We start from the raw sequence: 19,083 nt of genomic DNA, 5'->3' as shown, positions 1-19,083 counted from the left end.
TCTGCAGCGTGCTAAAACACAATCTCGATAAGGTCGACTTTTCCGTCAGTCATCCGAGAGAGTAGTTCTTCTAGCTCTGCCGCAAACCCATCTCGAATGTGGCCGTCTACGTAAGCTTCGACGTCTCCTTCCGCGCTGCGAGCGGAAGCTCGAGATTCAGCGATCGCACGGCGAGGGTCGCCAGCCTCCAGTTCGGCTTTCGCTTTTGGTGATAGTTTCACAAGCTTACGACCAGTCTCAGCCGCGCGTTGCATTGCGGTTCGAAGCCCTTCCGGGCCACTCCAGTAGATCGTATCGTTCGCAATGCGCTGTGTGAGCTTTGCTGATTGTGCCGAAATGAGTTTCTGAATCGATCTGGTCAATAGTCTAGTTCCGACTGCTAGAAGCTTGGGCAGCAACGCGATTGCCGGAGCGGCGCCGGCAACGACGTCCGGGTAGGGGACGCCTAGGGCGGCGAGGAGGTGGGCGAAATTGGAGCGTTGCCTGACTCCAGTGACGAGTTGGACCCAGCCGGCGTACATCTCGTCAAGGCCCCATGTGAACAGCGCGGTGGCGGCTATCGGGTGCGCCGGGGAGATGGCGACGGCGGTGAACATGGCCGATGCGCCGAAAAGCATTCGGCTCAGGCCGTCGACCCGGACGGTGATCCACTCGGGCGCTCCCAGGCCGGCGAGGCTGAGGTTCACAAGGGAGAGCCCAAGGCCGGCTTGGCCAGTGATTCGGCCAAGAACGGCAGCTTGCTCCGTCAGGGTGATATTGCCCGACGGGTCGGTATTGCTCACGGGGTTTCCGTGGGCGTAGGCGTACTTGTGGAGACTTAGAGGCTCCCCGTTGCGTCCTTCGTAGGTGTCTTGGGTGTGGAGGCGTCCCGTGGCGGGATTGAGATAGCGGGCCCTCAGGAAATACATGCCAAGGTCGGCGTCCCACTGCTCGCCCGTGAAGAGGAGGGGGGAGTGTGGCGTGGAGCTTGGATCGGCGGCGACGAAGAGGCCGGATGTTCCATCCAGTCTGAGCAGGCCGATCAATTGGCCGTAAGCCTCGTAGGTATAGCTCTCCGTGATTTCTCCCGCGTCATTCGTAAGGGCGCGGACGCTGCCAAGGCCATCGTAAGTGATCCACTGCCGCTCCAGTTCGGCGGACTGCGGATTACTTGCCGGGTTGGTGTGGAAGGCGAGAACGTCCAGCCCGATGTCATAGACGGTGACGAGTTCTCCAGTGTCATTTCGCTCTTCGGCGATCTGCGAATAGCCCGTGGGATTGAGTCGGTCGATGAGGTAGCGGTGCGATCCCTCGTTGATGCCGTTGCGCTCGACCCATTTGCCGACGCGATCGCCATTGGCGTTGTAGGTGAGGTCGATAACGACCCCGTCGGCACGAGTGCGCCGGATCAGGCGATTGGTGAACGAGTAGACGTCTTCGAGTGCGGATCCGGGTGGAACTCCGTCCTCTATGGAGGCGTAGTCGTCCGCCGGCGAGGAAGTGGTGTTTCCATTGGAGTCGTAGCTGTGGTGGGTCAGCCGGTCGTTCCCATCGTAGAGGTGCGTTTGGTTGGGGAGGACCTCGGACAGCGTGCGGGAAGCGCCGAGGCCTCCCGCATTCGCAACGGTTCGCGTCTTTCGGTTGCCAACGGAGTCGTAGCTGTAGGTCACCGATCCTCCGATGATTCCAAGTTGGACGGGTTCAGCAGTTGCCGGGGTAATCGTCTCTGTCGTCAGCCGGTTGAGTCGATCGTAGAGGTGATGGACCGTTCGAGTGTCTCCATTGGATGCAGGATTGACCGTGGCGGCTCCCGTTTCATCAATCCGCGTGCGGTGGCCTGTGCGGTTCAGGGTGTAAGCGAAGCCTTGCAGGGGAGTGGCGGATCCGCCGCTCCCAAGGGGCTGTCGTTCGACTTCGACTCCAGTGAGACGGTTCAGAAGATCGTAGGCGTAGGCATGCGTGACTTGGTTGGCGTAGCCGACCCCTGCGAGATTCCCGTTGGGCGTGTAGCTGTAGGTGGCTCCGTGTTGGGCCGTCGGGTCAATGCCCTCTTGCCCGTGCCAAACGTCGGACATCCGATTGGCAGCGTCGTAGGCATACGAGAGATCGTAGCCATCGGGCGTGTCGGACTGAACAGCTGAGAGGTTGTCGGCGGCATCCCACGCGTAGAAAAGTGTGCCGTTCGTCGAAGCGTGGGATATGGTCCTTGATCGGGAGTCGTAGGACCAATGGTCCGTGTGCAGCACTGCTCCGGCGGCATTCCGAATGGTGGCGGCCGTAGGGCGCCCGAGGGTGTCATGCTCAAACTCGAATCCTGCCGGGGCGTGGGGCAGCGCCAGCGATGGATGAGATGGATCGGCGCGGGTCGCGATCAGCCGGTCGTTCAGCGGATCATATTCGTAGGCTGTTGTGTAGCCGTTGAAGTCGGTGTGGCGCACCAAGCGACCAAGTGGGTCGTATTCGAGGGATTCTCTTTGCCCAAGAGGCAGGGTGCGGCCGGTCCGCCTGCCCAAGGCATCGTAGTCGTAGTAGGTCTCCCTACCGAGAGCGTCGCGCTGGATTCTCTGAAGACCGCGAGCATCGTAATCATATTCGGTTCGTCCGCCTTCAGCGTCAGTTGCGGCGACCAGATGATTGAGGGCGCCGTATTCGTAGGTTGTGGTGTTTCCTTCCTGATCAATCGAAGCCGTCCTTCGCCCGAGAGCATCGTAGGTCGTCAGGCTGGAAGTCCCGTCTGGAAAGATCGTGCCGGTGAGCCGTCCTGACGCATCGTATTCGTAGCGGGTTGTTCGACCGAGGGCATCGGTGGAGGAAACTTGGCGGTTCGCCGCATCGTAGGTCGCCTCGAAACGATTGCCGAGCGGGTCGATCGTGGCGGTCCGACGTCCAGCGGCGTCGTATTCGAAGCGGGTGGTGTTGCCGCGCGGGTCGGTCGTGGCGATGACTCTGCCGTCGGCGTCGTAGTCGGTGGTGATCCGGGGATTGTCCTGAAGCTCTGCTGCCGAAGCGATGTCGGCGATCTCACTCAAGACGGTTGGCGGCATGGTGTCGTCCGGAAGGATGACTGTGGTCACTCGATCCAGCGGATCATAGAGCGTGTAGGTCGTGACCCCGGCGGCGTTGGTTTCGGCGGTCTTTCGTCCTTCGACATCAAAGGCTGACGTGGTGGATGATCCGTCGGGGAGGTCTGTCCGCGCCAGATGCCCACGAGAATCGTAGGTCATCACCGTCTCCCGTCCACCGGCATCGATTCGCTTCGCGATCTTGCCGATGGAGTTGTAGACGATCTCGATAGACGAGTTGTCCGGGTGGATCGTGCGGGTGGCACGGTCCGACTCGTCGAACTCGAAGCGGGTTGTGAAACTCTGCGATCCAGTGTGGATCGTCTCAGAGACCCGGTTGCCGTTGGCGTTGTAGGTGCTTTCGGCGGAACGAAGGAGATTGCCTTCAGAGTCCCTGTTCGTGGTCGACAGCCGGTTTCCACGGGCGTCGTGAGTATGGCGGGTGGTGGTGCCGAATGCGTCAACGATCCCGCCGAGATTGCCACTGGCGTCAGTTTCGAATTGAACCGTCGCCCCTCCGGCATCGGTCATGGACGTGACGTTGCCGCCCACGCCGTAGCTGAGCGAACTGCCTTGTCCCAAGCCATCGGCGAAGGTAGTGGGACGGCCCGCTTCGTCGTAGGAGAATCGTTGCGTGTTGCCGAGCGGATCGGTCTCACTGATTAGGTTGTCCGATGCATCGTAAGACCGCGTGGTCGTGTGGCCGAGCGGAGTCGTGACGGAGATTTCGTTGTCCCTCGAGTCGTAAGTGTAGTGGGTGGTCTGGCCGAGTGCGTTGGTGGTGCGAACAACGTTCCCTCGCTCGTCGTATTCGTGAACCGTCGTGTGTCCCAGACGATCGCGAATGACCTCGCGATTGTCGTCCAGATGGTGTTCGAACTCCGTCCTGTTTCCCGCTCCGTCGGTCTGAGCGATGAGCCGTCCGTCCGCATCATACTCCGATCGAATGGCATGGATGCCCCGAGGGTCGATGACGGTCGTCAGGTAGTGAGGGAAACGGGGGTTCTCGTAGAGAAAGGTGGTGGTGTTGCCGGTGCGGTCGGTAACCGACGACAGCATGCCGTCATCGTCGTAGCCGTAGCGGATGGCGTTACCTGCTGGATCGGTAATCTCGCGGATCCGTCCCAGCGGATCGCGGGTGAAGAGGATGTGCTCCCCGTTGGAATGGGAAAGTCCTCCCGGGTTGATGGTCAGGGTGTTGCCGTTCGGTTCGCTGAGCTCCAGGAGTCCTGAGCTCTCGTCGATCACGTAGGAGGTTCCATCCCGGTCGGTGTAGCGAAAACGGGTCGGATCTGCCGGTTGGAAGCTCAGGTCGATGACGGTTCCCCGGCCCGGGATGGGTCCGTTCCAGATGACGTCGCTGGCACCATCGATTTCGAGGGTGCCGACCGAGTTCCCAACCGGACGAAACTCCAATGTGCCTTCCGATATCTCGACGAACTTCTGGACATTGAGCTGGGTTGTCGAAGCCGGGTTGCTAGCGCGGAAGAACGGTTCGAAGGTTTCCGTGCGCCCGTCCGGGAAAGTGACGATGACCCGCTTCCGCGTGGTCGTGTTGACCGCGTAGATGGGAAGGATCCCCGAGATCACCTGATCCTGTTCCCACCCCTCACCGAGCAAACCTGCCTTACGAATGCGAATTGATCGGAGACCCACTCCCCAGGCGGGGCCGAAATCTCCGAGTTGTGGAGATCTACTGTCGTAGGTTCGAGTGACCGTGAGGGGGAGTCCGCTCATCGGGATCGAGAGGTCTTCGAAATCGAGGGCGAAGTGGCCGATCTTGAGATTCCCGTCGATGAGGATTGGGACAGAATACTCTGAGAACGAGCCAGCGGTGGTGGTTCCGCTGAGAATGAGTTGATAAGCGCCGTTGAGGGAGAGGCTGGGATCGAGCGTTCCGAGGAGCGCGTCGACGACAGGCGCGCTACCGGAAGCGATCATTTCTCGCGGGGCTATTGCTCCGGAGGGGACAATCGGTGCGAGCTCAAGTCGCCATGATTCGAGTCGGCTCGAATAGGCCGTCCCGCGGATCTCTACATGTCCCGTGACGGTGTCGCCGTCCGACGGGCTCTCGATCTCAAGGGTCAGAGCTTGTTCATCGAAGTCGACGATTTCGAAGGTTACAGGAGCGGAAGCCGCAGTCTGCCCATCTGCGGAGTGCGCAACCGCAGTGATCGTGTGAAAGCCGGCCGGCAACGGAGGCAGGCGCAGGATCCAGTCGTTCGATGAGCTCAGCCGGGTCGCGTTTCCAATGGAGCTTCCTTCTTTCTCAAAGTGGAGGGACGTGATCCGTCCGCCCTCGATGCTGGCACGGGCCTGAAGGTCGATCAGAGAACGGTCGGTGACCTCGGAGCCCGGGGTTGGAAATACGATCCTGGTGGAAGGTGCGCCGAGTGCGTACCACGTGACCGTGTCTCGTACAGTCCTATCGCCATCGCTCACGGCGAGTTCGAAGACGTAGGCACCACCGGCGCCCAAAATGACCGGGCTGTCGGCGGATGCAGGATCAGAGATATCGGCAAGCTCGGGCCCCGATACCTGCCGCCAGAGATAGCTCAGCTCGCCAGCAGGGAGGCCATCGTCGACAGCGGTCGCGGTCAGGCTGGCCGAGTCGTAGGGCCTGACAGTTCCTCCTGGGCCCATAGAAATAAGCGGAGCGGTATTTCCCGGTGGGAGGACGTCCACCGTGACAATCGCGTTAGCCGCGAACTCCCCGTCAGAGACTCTGAAGCCGATTCGATACAGCCCCGCAGCCGGAAACGTCACTCCCGTGCTGGCTTGATCGGCGGTGGAGAACGCTGCGGGAGCCGGACCATCGACAGTGGTCCACGAGTAAGAGAGTGGTGAGTCGGTGCGGTCGTCATCAGAGATAACCGGATTGAACGACAGCGTAGCGGCAGGGAGTTGGGCTGTTGCTGTTCGGGGCAGCGAGACCGTCGGGGGGAGATTGGGCAAACCAGGAGCGTCGCCGGGAACGGTTACGGTAACTTCATCGAGCGCGTAGAGTTCTCCGTCGGAGGCGACCAGTTGGAAGCGGTAGGTTCCGGGCGCAGTCACTGAAGCCGAGGTCGAAACCGAGAGCGGAGTGAGGAGGCTCGCTGGTGAGGGTCCGCTGATTTGGCGCCATTGGTAGGCAATCGGAGTGGTGCCGGGTTTGCCGTCGTCGGTTGCTGAGCCGTTCAGCCAGAAAGTCGCGTCGGCCTCCACAAGATCCGCTCCGGCCTCGACCTCCGGCGCTTGGTTGGGGAGGGGTGCTGGCAATACCTGGATCGCAACCTCCCGGGTGACGGTGTGAAGTCCGTCCGCGACCTCGAAGACGAGCGCATAGTCTCCGGGGTGCTGGAAATTCACACTGACTCCGAAAGTTCCAAGTGAGATGAGTCCGACGGGCGCAGGGCCGGAAAGTTGAAGCCATCGTGCGCTCAGATTTCCCGATGGTAGCCCGTCATCGGTAACGTCCGGTTGGATCTCGATTCGCGATTCCGGGAGCTGGATGGACAGGGAGTCAGGTATCGTGACCACCGGAGCTTCAATGACAGGCTCAATCACATCGACTCGAACGGTATCCGAGAGAGTAAGAGAACCATCCGAAACGGTCAGACCTAGGGTGTATCGACCCGGAGTTCCAAAGGTCGCGATCGTGTCACTGCTAGCTGCATCGCTGAAGAAGACTTCCTCAGGGCCGGAGAGCAGTTTCCATCGGTAATCGGGATTTCCAGATGGGAAGGCAGACGGGTCCAGGGTCGGTGAGAACCCGTGGGAGTCGCCGCGGTAGAGGGTCAGGTCGGATCCGGCATTGAGGCGAGAATCGGTTGCTGCAGGCGAAGGATCCTTGCCGGCCTCTACTGCGGTGAAGACCTCTGCCACCTCGGTAGGGGTGAGCGCCCGGTCGTAGAACGAGAGCTCATCAATCTTTCCGGGAAAGACTCGGGCGTCGCCGGGATATCCACCGATGTAGAACTCCGAATCGAAGTGGTGGTGGTAGCTGCCGGAAACCCCTTGGGTGAAGTTCAGGGAACCGTCGATGTATTGCCTCAGCGAGGAGGTCGTCGGATCGAAGACAAGGGCGAGGTGAAACGGGCGGTTCAACGGAATTCCTACAAGCGTCGTGGCGAGGGCTCCCGTACCGGTGTTGTTCGACAGCGTCCATGCAAGGGCCGGTGTCCATCCGGTGCTGCGATAGGCTCTGGTGAGATCGAGGCGTTGGACCCGGGCTCCGGCGGTGTTCTGGAAGGAGAGGATCGGCGACGAGTAAAGGCCGTCGCTTGCCTCGGGGATCTCCATCCAGGTCTCGATGGTATATCCTTCTTGCGAAAGGGGTGGGGCGTTGATGGGGGGAAGGAAACGAACCCACGAGACGGATCCTCCGAACTGGAAGCCGTCGGCGACCTTGACCGGGGAGTACGCTTCATTGCCGCTCCAGATTCCTGCGCGGTCCTGAACCAGATCGTTCGGGTGTTGGTTGCCCGGCATCCATGCGACGAGCCCGTCTGGCGCTGTGGCGCTATTGGGGAAGCCGAGGTGAACTTGGGTTGTATCCGCTACACTCGTGAACCCATCCGAGGCATTGAGCTGGAGCGTGTAGATGCCGGGCTGGTCAAACGAGACGGCCGGCCTGAGCGATTGGCGGTCAGAAAACACAGCCGTTCCCGGCCCTGCGACTTGAACCCATTCGACGAGCGGTTGTCCCGCGTCGTCCGTTGCGAAACCCTCCAGCCTCCCTGCGCCCGAAACATCCGAAATCGAAATTGCGGCTCCTGCGTCAACGACCGGGGGGCTGTTGTGTAAGGGAGGGCATTTTCCACCCGGCTCATCACGCAGAGCAATGACTTCGCTGGATTCGAGCACTCGCGAGTAGAACGCCAGATCGTCGATCTCGCCATCGAATCGGCGGGCGGGATCGGCGGTGACGATTGTATTGAGTCCGGTGTAAGTCGGGATCAGCCCTCCAACGACAAGCTGGTGATCGACGGGAAAGTCCGCGGCGATGGGGCTTGTCGAGATCCGCTTTCCTTCGCCGTTGATGTAAGCCCATGTCTCATGGGTCAAACGGTTGTGGGTCATGACCACGTGATGCCATGCATCCAACGGGAGCACCGTGGTGTTGAGTCTCAGATTGGAGCCGAAGTGAATCAGGCCGTTCGCGTTGAGATTCGGGTGGCCCCAAGTGAGGCTCTTGACCGGTGAACCAGTGTCGGGATTGACCAGTCCGAAGAGATAGCTTGGCGCATTACTTCGCGGCCGAATCCGGCATTCGATGCTGAAGCCCGCGTCGGAATTGAATCCGAGTTCGCCGGTTTCGTTGGCGGCCAACACATCACCGACGTCATCGAGGCTCACCGCCTGTCCAGTGACGGCTTCTGTGAAAGTGGGGCTTTCCCAATAGCCGTAGCGGGTCAGGTCAAGCGATCCGCCGGCGTCGCGAAGGTTGCCATCGAACGGCCACCACGCGGTGAGACCGGTCGGCGCGGGAAAGTCGCAGGGTTGCGCGACGCGGATCGTCACGTGATCGGTCGCGACCGCGGCGCCGTCGTCAACGCTGAGTCGCAACCGATACTCCCCGTCGCTCTCGAAAGCCATGCGAGGCGTCAACGAGTTCGGGTTGCTGATGGAGACGCCGGGTGGACCGGAAACGACCTCCCAAAGAATGCTGGGTGAGGTTCCGGCAGGGTAGCTGTCGTCCGTGTAGGAACCTCTAAGGATCGTGGTGTCCGTGGCGCGCGGAAGCCAGATGGGTGGTCCTGCGTTCACGATCGGAGGACGGTTTACTCCGAGCAAAAGGGTCCGTTGGAGCGTGGCGAACAAGGCGGTTGTATCGTCGATGGACTCCGCCGCGAGGAAGTCGGCCGGCACGCTTGCCTGGATCCGCATGTTCTCCGTGTCGATAGGGTCGATCCCGTTGGCGAATGAGACGACGATGACTCGGACGCCTGAATCACGAGCGGCGCGAGCGGCTCCGTCGGCATAGGGCCCGGCGCCGTCATTGAAGACAACGATCGCCCTGTCTGCCGGCTCGCTACGGGGATGAGAATCCAGATGGTCGAGAGCGCCTTGGATTCCGAGATCGATGTTGGATGGCTGGAAGGTGCCGAAGGTTCCCAGCTCGCCTCTTTGCTGGGTGATCTGATCTCTGGCTGCCGCGAAATCAGCAGTCAGATCGTGGAAGCCCGCATGGAACCTGCGGATCGCCACCCGGTCCGTGGCAGGATCGAGGGAGTCGATCAATCGAGCTGCCGCGAAACGTGCCTTGTAGATTGGCGTGCTCGGGTCGGTTTCCGCTTTGAGCCCCCACATCGAGGGCGAGTGATCCGTGACAATCACGAGATCCAGCGGTGCTCTTACTTGCGGTGCGCTGACCTCGATGGCGATCTGGTCCGTGGCGGTCCATTCCTCGTCGAATGCCCCTAGTTCGAACAGGTAGCTGCCGGGTCCCGGGAACGAGATGGCTGTGGCCACGCTGCGCGGGTCAGTGAATGAGGCCTTTCCGGGGCCTGACAACTGACGCCACTCGATTTGGAAGTCCGGGCTGTCGTCGGTGACTGTGGGTGACAGCGCGAGCGGCAAGGAAGAGAACTCAGTGGCGATGTCAGGTCCGCAGTCGACACGCGGCATCTCGTTCCCGCTGCCCGCGAGCAACTCGACTTCGACGGTGTCGGAGGCGGAGAGTGTGCCATCCGAAGCGGTGAGTTCGAATCGATACGGGCCAGGCTCGACGAGGCGCACGGGAGTGGCTGCCGCTGAAGAGTCTTCGATGGCGGCGACGGGGCCCGCAAGCTGTCGCCAGTTGATGGTCAGAGAGCGGGGCTCGGGTAGGCCGTCGTCGACAACTGTGCCATGCAAGAAGTCGCTGCCCGGGCTCGAAAGACGCAGCGAGACGGCGTCGAACATCGCGTCGTTCTTCTCTTGAGGGTCGGCGGTGGAAAGGTCGAGCCGGGTGGCGAGGAGTCGAACGCGCACGCGTGTGGTATCGGGCGGCACGATCGCCGATCCGCTGAGCTGCTGCCAGTGATCATGTGCTGGCAGTCGCTGGATGGGCAGCGTCTGAAGAAGGCTTCCAGTATCGTCGTTCCAGAACTCGAGAATGACCGAAGGCTCGTCCAATTCACCTGTCGGGAACCAGTCACTGTCACGGCCCGTGTAGGTGCGATCAAGGTAAGTGGTCCGCTGATAGCTCCGGACAAGGGCTTCGAAATGAATCCGCGCGGACCCTTCCTTGATATCCGATCGGCTTTCGCTGAGATCGACATCCTGCCAAAGTTCTCCATCGAGATTCGAGATCACGTGGAAGAATGCATTGCCTTCCGGTGCGTCTGGATAGGCCGGAGCTGTCGAGGATGGCAGCAGTCGTGAGACCGCGCTGCCTTGGCCCCACTGTCCATCACCTGCCTGGGTCCAGCCGGCAATCGCCCCATCGACCAACGCCGACTCGTTGCCGGGATTGAGGATCAGGTTCGGGCCGGGTGCGCCGGAAGTCACGACCCGGTCCGATCCCGCAGAGACGACCGGTCCGGTGTTCTCCGCGATCACTGTGAACTGGATCGGGTTCGAGATCCGTTCGAGACCGGAGTCGTCGACGGCTTTGATGACGAGCGAATGGGTGCCTGCCTCCAGTTCGCTGAGGGCTGCCTCGAGTGGTGATCCGCTGCCTGTCGCGACCGGACTGCCGTCGATCTCCGCGACAATGACGGCGATTTCTCCGTCGACGTCGGTTGCCGCGACACGGATCGGGATCTCGTCGCCTGAACCGAACTCGGCTCCGTCCGCGGGAGAAAGGATCGTGATCCGTGGGCGCGATGCGATCACCACAACGATTTCGGCAGGCAGAGATTCGAGTGTGCCATCGGTGGCGACGACGCTGAATCGGTCCACGCCTGACGCGCCGTCGTCCGATCGGTAAATGACTCCGTCGCCGTCGATTTCAACGGTCCCCAATTCAGGCTCGCGGAAAATCGTTAGCTCCAGTTCTTCGCCGTCCGGGTCGGCGGCATCCAGTGCGATCATCTTCGCTTCGCCGTCGGTAGCACTCACACGCTTCGCTGAAACCCTTGGCGGATCATTCACCGGAGTCACTTCGATGGAGACAGTCGCCACATCGGAATCGGTCGTGCCGTCGGAAGCCTGCCATGTGAAGATGTCCGGTCCGTGGTAATCTAGCTCCGGCGTGTAGGTGAGCTCCGGCGGGTCGCCCGATAGCGTTCCGTGGAGCGGGGGTGCCAGGATGCGGAATTGGAGGGCGTCACCATCAGGATCCGCTGCCGACAGCGCGACAGCCGCGGGTGTGTCCTCCTCCGTTCCGATGATCTGGTCGGCGGTCGACGGGGGATCGTTGATCGGGAGGACTACGAGATCGACTGCCGTCTCCAAGGATGGCAGTTGTCCATCTGAAGCTGCAAAGGTGAACCGATCGGGCCCCGAGTAGTCGGGGGCGGGGAGGTATGTCAGATTTGGCGGGGTTCCTGTGAGAGTGCCGTGGGTGGGATCCGAAGTGATGGTGAAACTCAACGCATCACCATCTACATCGATCGCGGCCAAGGGGACTTCGACCGACGTGTCCTCGGGAGTTTCGATCGTCAACGGGAGCGCGGACGGCGGGTCGTTGACCGGGGTGATCTCAATTGCCACCACGGTTGACTCCGAGGCCAATGCGCCGTCCGAAACGGTAACGGAGAACTCGACAGTTCCATGGAAATCGAGATCCGGAACGAAAACGAAGTCAGGGCCATCGGAGATGACAGGCTGTTCGGCGAAGGTGCCGAATGGGCTCCCGTCAGGGTGGACCAGTTTTCCGGGCAGTTCATCGGATAGAAGGAGATCGAAAGTAAGGGAGTCACCGTCGGGATCGGAAGCTGCCAGATCGATCGCATGGGGTTGGTCCTCGCGGCCGGATTCTGCATACGGCGCGACAGCAGGTGGCCGATTGACTGGGAGCAGGCTGATTTGAACCGTTGCTATGGGCGATTCGTAGCCGTCGGGGTCGGTGGCAATGTAGGTGAGGGAGTCCAGATAAGGAGTCGTCGTCCTGTCGCCCGTATGGGTGTAGGAGAGGGCAGGCGGTGTCCCGGAAAGCGTGCCGTGGGCAGGCGGGGTGACGACCGTGAATGTCAGCTCGTCGTCGTCGGGGTCGACGGCGGTGAGGAGGATCGGGCTCTCGGCGGTTCCTTGATTGATCTCGATGGTGATGTCCGACGCAATCGGAGGTCGATTGGTTTGCCGGACTGTTAGCCGCACGGTCGCGGACTCCGATTCGTGGACGCCATCAGAGACCTTGAACCTAAACGAATCCTCGCCTGCGAACCCCGGCTCGGGTGTGTAGGTCGTCAGTCCGTTCTGAATCTGACCTTCGCTCAATGCGCTGAGCGCCCCGTGCGAGGGTGGCTCGAGGAGAAAGAACGTGAGTGGCCGGGACTCCGGGTCGGTTGCGTTGAGGGTGATCCCGACAGGTTCATCACGGTTGGTCTCGATCTCGGAGTCGATTGCGACGGGAGGCAGGTTTGCCTCCGTGGACGCGGCGATGATTCTCGAGCTGTCGTTCAAAGTGAGCCGGCCGGTGGAGACGGTCCCTTTGAGCAAGGATCCGCCATTGAGTGTGGTGTTGCCGCTCGGCACGACCGCCGCTCCGTGGAGAGTGCTCTTCGGGCTGAGGATCAGGCTGCCGTCCGAGATCGTGACAAGGAACCACTCCGGGTGATCCGTGGAACCTAGGGTTCCGTGAAGCGTGAGGGAATGTTTGAGCCTCAGTTCGATCGGGCCCAGCACTTCGATCCTGCAGCCTTTCGAAGTGCTGAGAGCTCCGATCTGATAGAGCTGAGGTTCCGCGGATCCCGCCTCTCCCAGTTGCAGGACGCTCTCCGGAGCAAGGTCAATTCGATCGTAAACGCCGGTAGGCAGGATGAGTGGTCCGTAGCGTGCATGAAGCCCGATGCGCGACACTTCTGAGAATGAGTTTGGGACGTCTTCAGGTCGCTTGAGAACCAACGAACCCTTTCCCTCCGCCGAGGCGGGCGGAGTCGCGACAGGCGTCTCGCTGGGAACGATTCGAGTAAGCAGGGTCCCGATCGCGGAAGTGGAATTCAGCGTGACCTTGTGCTTGTCCGGCTGAGCAGTACCGGAACCGGTCCGCTGCTCCTCGATTAAGGCGTCGTCACCAACCACGACCCGGGGAGATCCCGGCATCGCGAGCGTCTCCGAGATCGAACTGTCGCCATTCAGGTGGGCGTCGTTGGGCTCCGAAAGTTCGACGGATCCCTCAATGCTTGAGTGATTCAGGTGAAGCGCTGTCGCCTGGACCTTGGGTGTTTCGCTGGCGTTGAGGATCCACGGGCACAGAGCCACGAAAAGGGTGAGGGGAAGCCTTTTCATTTGCCTGCAGGGTCTAACAGGAATGTGTTAGGCTGAGCCAAGTCCTTTCGCTGACATGGATCCCAGCCAAAGCCCTTGTTCCTTGGCCCTGAGTGCATTCCGGCTTCGGCCAAGTCCTGTCAGCCCGCCCGTGACTAGTTCAAGATCCCGAAATGAATGCGCATCCAGGCCCTTGATGAGAGCCCGGAAGGTCCCGGAACATCGCAAACCGAGGATTCAGTCGCGGGACCCTTGCAAGGCGTGGGTCCAGCGGCGTAGAAATCCCCGCCCTCCCGAGGGTTCATTCGGGGCTGTAGCTCAGCGGTTAGAGCAGGGGACTCATAATCCCTTGGTCGCGGGTTCGAATCCCGCCGGCCCTACTTGTTCCGATTAGCCGTGCGCATGGCGTGAGGGCTACAGAGGGCGGACTGGACAACTGGCAGGCCGATCATAAGGTCGCCCTGAACTGGGTCGCGGTCAGGTGGCAGCTTTTCTGGACGGAGCCGGGGAGCGTGAAAAGGCGAGGTGCCCGGCTGAGGCTGTAGACGCGGTAGAGGGAGTAATTCCGTGCGTGTCGCTCGGCGAACTGAACTTCGTTCGATGAAATGAAAAACGGTGACTCCTTCCTGAATCGGGTGGTTTTGACTTCGATGAAGAGATCACGGCCCGATTCATCAAACGACCGTATGTCGTATCCGGTGCCGTCTCCTTGTTCTTCCGACACATGTTCGATTCGATCCGCCAAATGCTCGCGATTTAGGGAAATGAGGCGCGATCTCTCGAACTCCACTACCAAACTCTCCCCGGCTAGGCCGATTGAGCGATTGCGTGTTTCGAGTTCCAGGTAGTTGCGCTTTATGGGGGCGCACGGTTGGCGGTTGCCTTCCTGAACGCCGTGGTAGATCTCGCTACGTTCCGGGCACTCCGGATCAAGCATGGCCAGTAGATCGGATACCTCCGGCTTCTCAATTTGCTCGTTTACGGCAAGCTCGACCGTCTTGAACAAATCGGGTTGAGCCCGAAGTACCTCGCTGATCACGGCATGCAGGAGGTCCTTCTGGTAGTTCCAGCGGGGCTTGTAGCCGTCCAGAGGCGGCAGCCCAAGAGTAAGGAGTGCTGCGCTGATGTTGCAGTTCTTGAACTCAAGAGCTCCGTTTGAGCGGTTGTCCAGCCGCGGCAAGAGCTCTCGCCTCACGGCGGTCTTGTTGATCGGCCGCCCTGCGAGTTCATCGTTGAGCATTCGGAAGTAGGCTTCGACCGTGAGCCTGACCTCGGAATGAGTCCAATCAGCGGGCATGACTGGTCTTGTAGGTGTTATTCAAGAAGGTGCTCGATCTCCAGGGAGTAGTTCCTCAACCGAGACTACCAGCGCTCCGTTCACCCGATCAACTCCTCGATCACGCTGCCGCCGAACTGGCTGAGTTGTTTGAAGCGGCCGCCGTGGAAGTAGGTGAGCTTGTTGTCGTCGAGGCCGAGGAGGCGGAGGAGGGTGACGTGGAGGTCGCGGACGTGGTGGACGCATTCGACGGCTTCGGCGCCGGTCTCGTCGGTGGCGCCGATGGTGTGGCCAGCCTTAACGCCGCCGCCGGCCATCCAGATGGTCATGGCCTTCGGATTGTGGTCGCGCCCGTAGGCGGTGCCGTTGCGCACGCCGTTGTCGGGAGAACGCCCGAACTCGCCGCACCAGACGACCAGTGTGCTGTCGAGCAGGCCGCGCTGCTTCAGATCCTCGATCAGGGCGGCGATCGGTCGGTCGACCTGGGTGACGAGATTGCCGTGGGCTCGCTCGATGTAATCATGGCTGTCCCAGGTGCCGGCGTAGAGTTGGACGAAGCGCACGCCCTTTTCGACCAGCTTGCGGGCGAGCAGGCACTTGCGGCCGAAGGCATCGGTCGGATCGCGTCCTACGCCGTAGGCTTCCTTCACGGCGTCGCACTCCTTTTCGATGTCGAGGATGCCGGGCACCGACATCTGCATGCGGAAGGCGAGTTCGTAGGCCTCGATGCGCGCGGCGAGTTCGTCGTGCTGCGGGTGCTCGGCGTGGTGGATGCCGTTGAGCTTGGCGAGGAGGTCGAGATTCTGCCGCTGGTGCTCGCGGGTGATGCCGTGGGGAGGCTTGAGATCGAGAATCGGTGAGCCTTTGGGACGGAGCGGAGTCCCTTGGAAGTGGGCGGGGAGGAAGCCGTTGCCCCAGTTCGGCGCGCCTCCTTGGGGAAAAGAGACATCGGGTAGGACAATGAAGCCGGGAAGGTCTTCGTTCTCGCTGCCGAGGCCGTAGGTCATCCATGAGCCGATCGCCGGATCGCCGCCGAAGCGGTTACCGGTGTTCATCTGGAACATCGCGGTCGGGTGGTTGACCGAGTCGACCTGACAGCCGCGGTAGAAGCAGAGGTCGTCGGCGACCCGCGCGAGGTGCTCCCAGTTCTCCGCCATGTCGGCGCCGCTCTGGCCGCGCTTGGCGAACTTGAATGGACTACGGACGTAGTAGCGCTTCCCGCTCTCCATCGCCGACTTTTCCTTGCCGCCGCGGCTGAACTCCTGGAGGTGGATCTTCTCAAGCTTTGGCTTGGGGTCGAAGGTGTCGATGTGGGACGGGCCGCCTTCCATCATCAGGAAGATCACGTTCTTGGCCTTGGCGGGAAGGTGCCCGGCCTTCGGCGAGAGCGGGCCGAGGTCGGGGAGCTCGGACCCCCGGGCATTCATCGAGCTGAGCGCGACGCTGCCGACGCTGGCGCCGAGCGAGTAGAGGAAGCTGCGGCGGGTGGGCGCGTGGAAAGCGCGGGCACCGGGCGTGCAGGGGAAGTAGGCTCGCGATCGCTTCATGGCGGGTCAGTAGAGGTAGATGAATTCGTTGGCGTTGAGCAGCACAAGACAGAGCTCGGCGAGGCCGCGCGTTTCGGGATCGAGATCGCTGATCTTCTTGTCGGAAACGAAGCGTTCGTGGCTCGGCAGCTGCTCGACGAAGTCGAAGCGGACGCCGGTGTTCTCTTCCACGGCCTCACGGACGACTTCGGTGGGAAGCGGAGGAAAGTCGATGTCGGCTTGCCGGTGCGTTTCGATCATCCGGTCCCAATGCTCGAGGCAGGCCTTGGTCTCGGCATTCGTGGGCTGGCGGCTGTTGACTAGCAGGAAGGCGCGCTCGACCGCGTCTTGGCGCGAGGAGGATTCGGCTTTCACCCGGGCGGCGAGAGCGGTCGCGCGGTCGTAGGAGTTACGGCTGTTGAAGAGGCTGAAGACCTGCGGGGTCACGGTGGAGGCCTCGCGGAACTCGCAGGAAAGGTCAGGCGAGGGCGCGTTGAAGACCTCCATCTTGGGGTCGAGCTGGCCACGGATGCGTAGCACATAGATTGACCTGCGGTGCCGGTCCTTCGGGTGGATGTTCGGTTGCCATGCTTCGGCAAAGCTGCCCATCACCTGACGCGGTTGCAGGGCGGCCTCGAGATTCATCTCGGGACGGGCGGGAAGGCCGCCGATACGCGGGTTAAGTTCGCCGGAGACGGCAAGCATCGAGTCGCGGAGCTCCTCGGCGGTCAGCCGTCGGGGGGTGAAGACAGCGTAGCTCATTCCATCGGGATCCTTGTCTTCGACGGCTTTCGGGTCCGGATGCACGCAGCTTCGGCGGTAGGCCTCGCTGGTGAGAATGAGGCGGTGCATCTCCTTCACCGACCAGTCCTTCTCGACGAAGGTCGCGGCGAGCCAATCGAGAAGTTCCGGGTGCGTCGGCTTGCGGCCGGTCGCTCCGAAGTTGTTCGGGTTGCCGGCAATCGCGCGGCCGAAATGGCCCTGCCAGATACGGTTGACCATCACCCGCGGTGTAAGCGGGTTCGCCGGATGGGTGACCCACTCGGCAAGCGCGGCGCGACGGCCGCCAATGGACTCGGGGATCTCGGCACTCAGACCCGGATTGAGGTGATTGACGACCCGAAGCACGGAGGGTTTCACGGGAAGTGTGGGAGAGAACGGATCGCCGCCCGCCAGAATGGCCGTGGCCTCGAGTTCGCCGTCCTTTTCTGGGTTCTTGGGAACGCGACGTGGGTTCAATACGGCTTTGAGGGACGGAGTTCGTCCGCTGTAAACGGAGAGCGCATAGGGTTGTGTCGCGTCCGTTTCCCAGCTCAGGCGTTGGTTGCTTTTCTTGATGATGCGTTCGATCCCGAAGTCACGGGGTGTGTATCCGGGCTTGGGGGGCGGGATCAGGTCGGGGTGAACCTTCTGTTGCGCCATCTGGCGGCGAACCTCATCGAGCTTGGGGTCGCGTTTTGTCTCCTTCGTCAACTGCGCGACGACCGAGTCGAAGGCCCTGGCTTCGCGACCCTTGTCGATGAGCCATTCTCGAGCTGCCTTCAACGACGTTTTGTCCTTTCCTCCACCCCCGCCGAGGGTCTGCAGTCCCTTGCGCCGCGCGCCGAGCCACCACTCGTGCTCCTCGAATCCTTCCCGGCTTTCCTCCGGAAGAAACGCCGCCTTGCGCTCGGCGAGTTGGGTCGTCGCGAAGATCGCCTGCATCGAGTAGTAGTCGCGCGTCGGGATGGGATCGAACTTGTGATCGTGGCAGCGGGCGCATTGGAGCATGTGCCCGAGGAAGGTCTGGCCGACGATGTCGGTGGCGTCGTCGAGGAACCGCTGTCGCGCGACCTTCGGAACCTCCATCGCGGTGAGCTCCCAAGGTCCCATGCGGAGGAATCCGGATGCGATGAGCAACTCGGGATTCTTCGGGTCGATCTCGTCGCCGGCGATCTGCTCACGCACGAACTGATCGTAGGGTTTGTCGTCGTTGAACGAGCGGATGACGTAGTCGCGGTAGCGCCAGGCATTGCCGCGGACGAAGTCGTTGGCGAAGCCGCTGGAGTCGGCGTAGCGGACGACGTCGAGCCAGTGCTGTGCCCACTTTTCACCGTAGTGGGGTGAATCGAGAAGTCGGTCGACGAGCGCGGTGAAGGCGTCGCTGTCGTTCCGTGTATCGTTCAGGAATGCATCGACATCCTCGGGTGAGGGCGGCAGTCCGGTGAGGCTGTAGGTCACCCGCCGGATCAGCGTGCGCCGGTCGGCGATCGGAGCAGGGGTGACACCGAGGTCGGCTTGCGCGTCCTTCAGGAAGGCATCGATTGGATGGGAATCTGTGTGATCGGGCTGCTGCTTGCGAATGGGTTGGTAGGCCCAAAGGTCCTCCGGTTTGTAGGGTCGCTCGGTCCACTCGGGTGAGAGACCTCCAACCTCCGGCAAGGTCACCATGCCGGCCTGCCGGTGGCTTTCGCTGACCGCCCTGCGGAGTTCGGCACGGCGGCCTTCGTCGGGCCACGCGGCACCGGCCGCGATCCAACGCTTCAGCGAGTCGATCTGTTCGGCCGTCAGCGCGTCGTTGTCCTTCGGCGGCATCGGCTCCCAGAAGTCATGTGTGCGCAGGCTGGCGAGGTAGATCGCGCTGGCGTCCGGCTTACCCGCGACAAGGACCGGTTCCTCGCTGTCGCCACCGGCCTGAACCGACTCGGGCGTGCGAAGATCGAGGCCTCCTTTGATCTTTTCGCCGCCATGGCAGGCGATGCATTTCTCCGAGAGCAGGGGCCAGACATCCCGTGCAAAAAGCACTTCGCCGGAATCCGGAGTCTCGGCACCCGGCAGACACGACTGCAGGGCCGCGAAGGCGGCGAGCGAGGCGATTGAGGACCGATAGCTCAAGGGAAACACCTTACCAGTAACGCGCCGA

Annotated in this window: 4 protein-coding genes and 1 tRNA gene; 1 reads left to right on the top strand and 4 read right to left on the bottom strand. The window is 61.6% G+C overall.

Going from position 1 to position 19,083, the window contains the following annotated elements:
- Positions 1–11: 11 nt before the first annotated feature.
- Positions 12–13,400 (bottom strand): PKD domain-containing protein, encoded by a 13,389-nt coding sequence (locus HAHE_RS21310; RefSeq protein WP_338687349.1) that lies wholly within the window; start codon positions 13,398–13,400, stop codon positions 12–14.
- Between the two features lie 286 nt (positions 13,401–13,686).
- On the opposite strand from HAHE_RS21310, the gene HAHE_RS21305 reads away from it, so the two are divergent.
- Positions 13,687–13,759, top strand: a tRNA-Ile gene (locus tag HAHE_RS21305).
- 68 nt (positions 13,760–13,827) lie between these two features.
- Here the strand turns inward: HAHE_RS21305 and HAHE_RS21300 are convergent.
- The 3 genes from HAHE_RS21300 to HAHE_RS21290 form a co-directional block, all read right to left on the bottom strand.
- Positions 13,828–14,619 carry a DUF3883 domain-containing protein gene (locus tag HAHE_RS21300; protein ID WP_338687348.1) on the bottom strand — a complete coding sequence of 264 codons (792 nt, stop codon included), beginning with the start codon at positions 14,617–14,619 and terminating at the stop codon, positions 13,828–13,830.
- 137 nt (positions 14,620–14,756) lie between these two features.
- Positions 14,757–16,202, bottom strand: coding sequence for a DUF1501 domain-containing protein (locus HAHE_RS21295; protein ID WP_338687347.1), 1,446 nt, complete (start codon positions 16,200–16,202; stop codon positions 14,757–14,759).
- Positions 16,203–16,208: 6 nt separating this feature from the next.
- Positions 16,209–19,064: a PSD1 and planctomycete cytochrome C domain-containing protein gene (locus tag HAHE_RS21290; protein WP_343218192.1), complete on the bottom strand. Its 2,856-nt coding sequence runs from the start codon at positions 19,062–19,064 to the stop codon at positions 16,209–16,211.
- Positions 19,065–19,083: the final 19 nt, after the last annotated feature.

It is taken from the genome of Haloferula helveola (assembly GCF_037076345.1).
GTDB classification, from domain to species: domain Bacteria; phylum Verrucomicrobiota; class Verrucomicrobiia; order Verrucomicrobiales; family Akkermansiaceae; genus Haloferula; species Haloferula helveola.
This window is presented reverse-complemented; position numbering and strand designations above follow the sequence as displayed.

Excerpts from the sequence above, each read along its gene's own strand:
- HAHE_RS21310 (WP_338687349.1), bottom strand. The coding sequence starts at position 13,400 with ATGAAAAGGCTTCCCCTCACCCTTTTCGTGGCTCTGTGCCCGTGGATC.
- HAHE_RS21300 (WP_338687348.1), bottom strand. The coding sequence starts at position 14,619 with ATGCTCAACGATGAACTCGCAGGGCGGCCGATCAACAAGACCGCCGTG.
- HAHE_RS21295 (WP_338687347.1), bottom strand. The coding sequence starts at position 16,202 with ATGAAGCGATCGCGAGCCTACTTCCCCTGCACGCCCGGTGCCCGCGCT.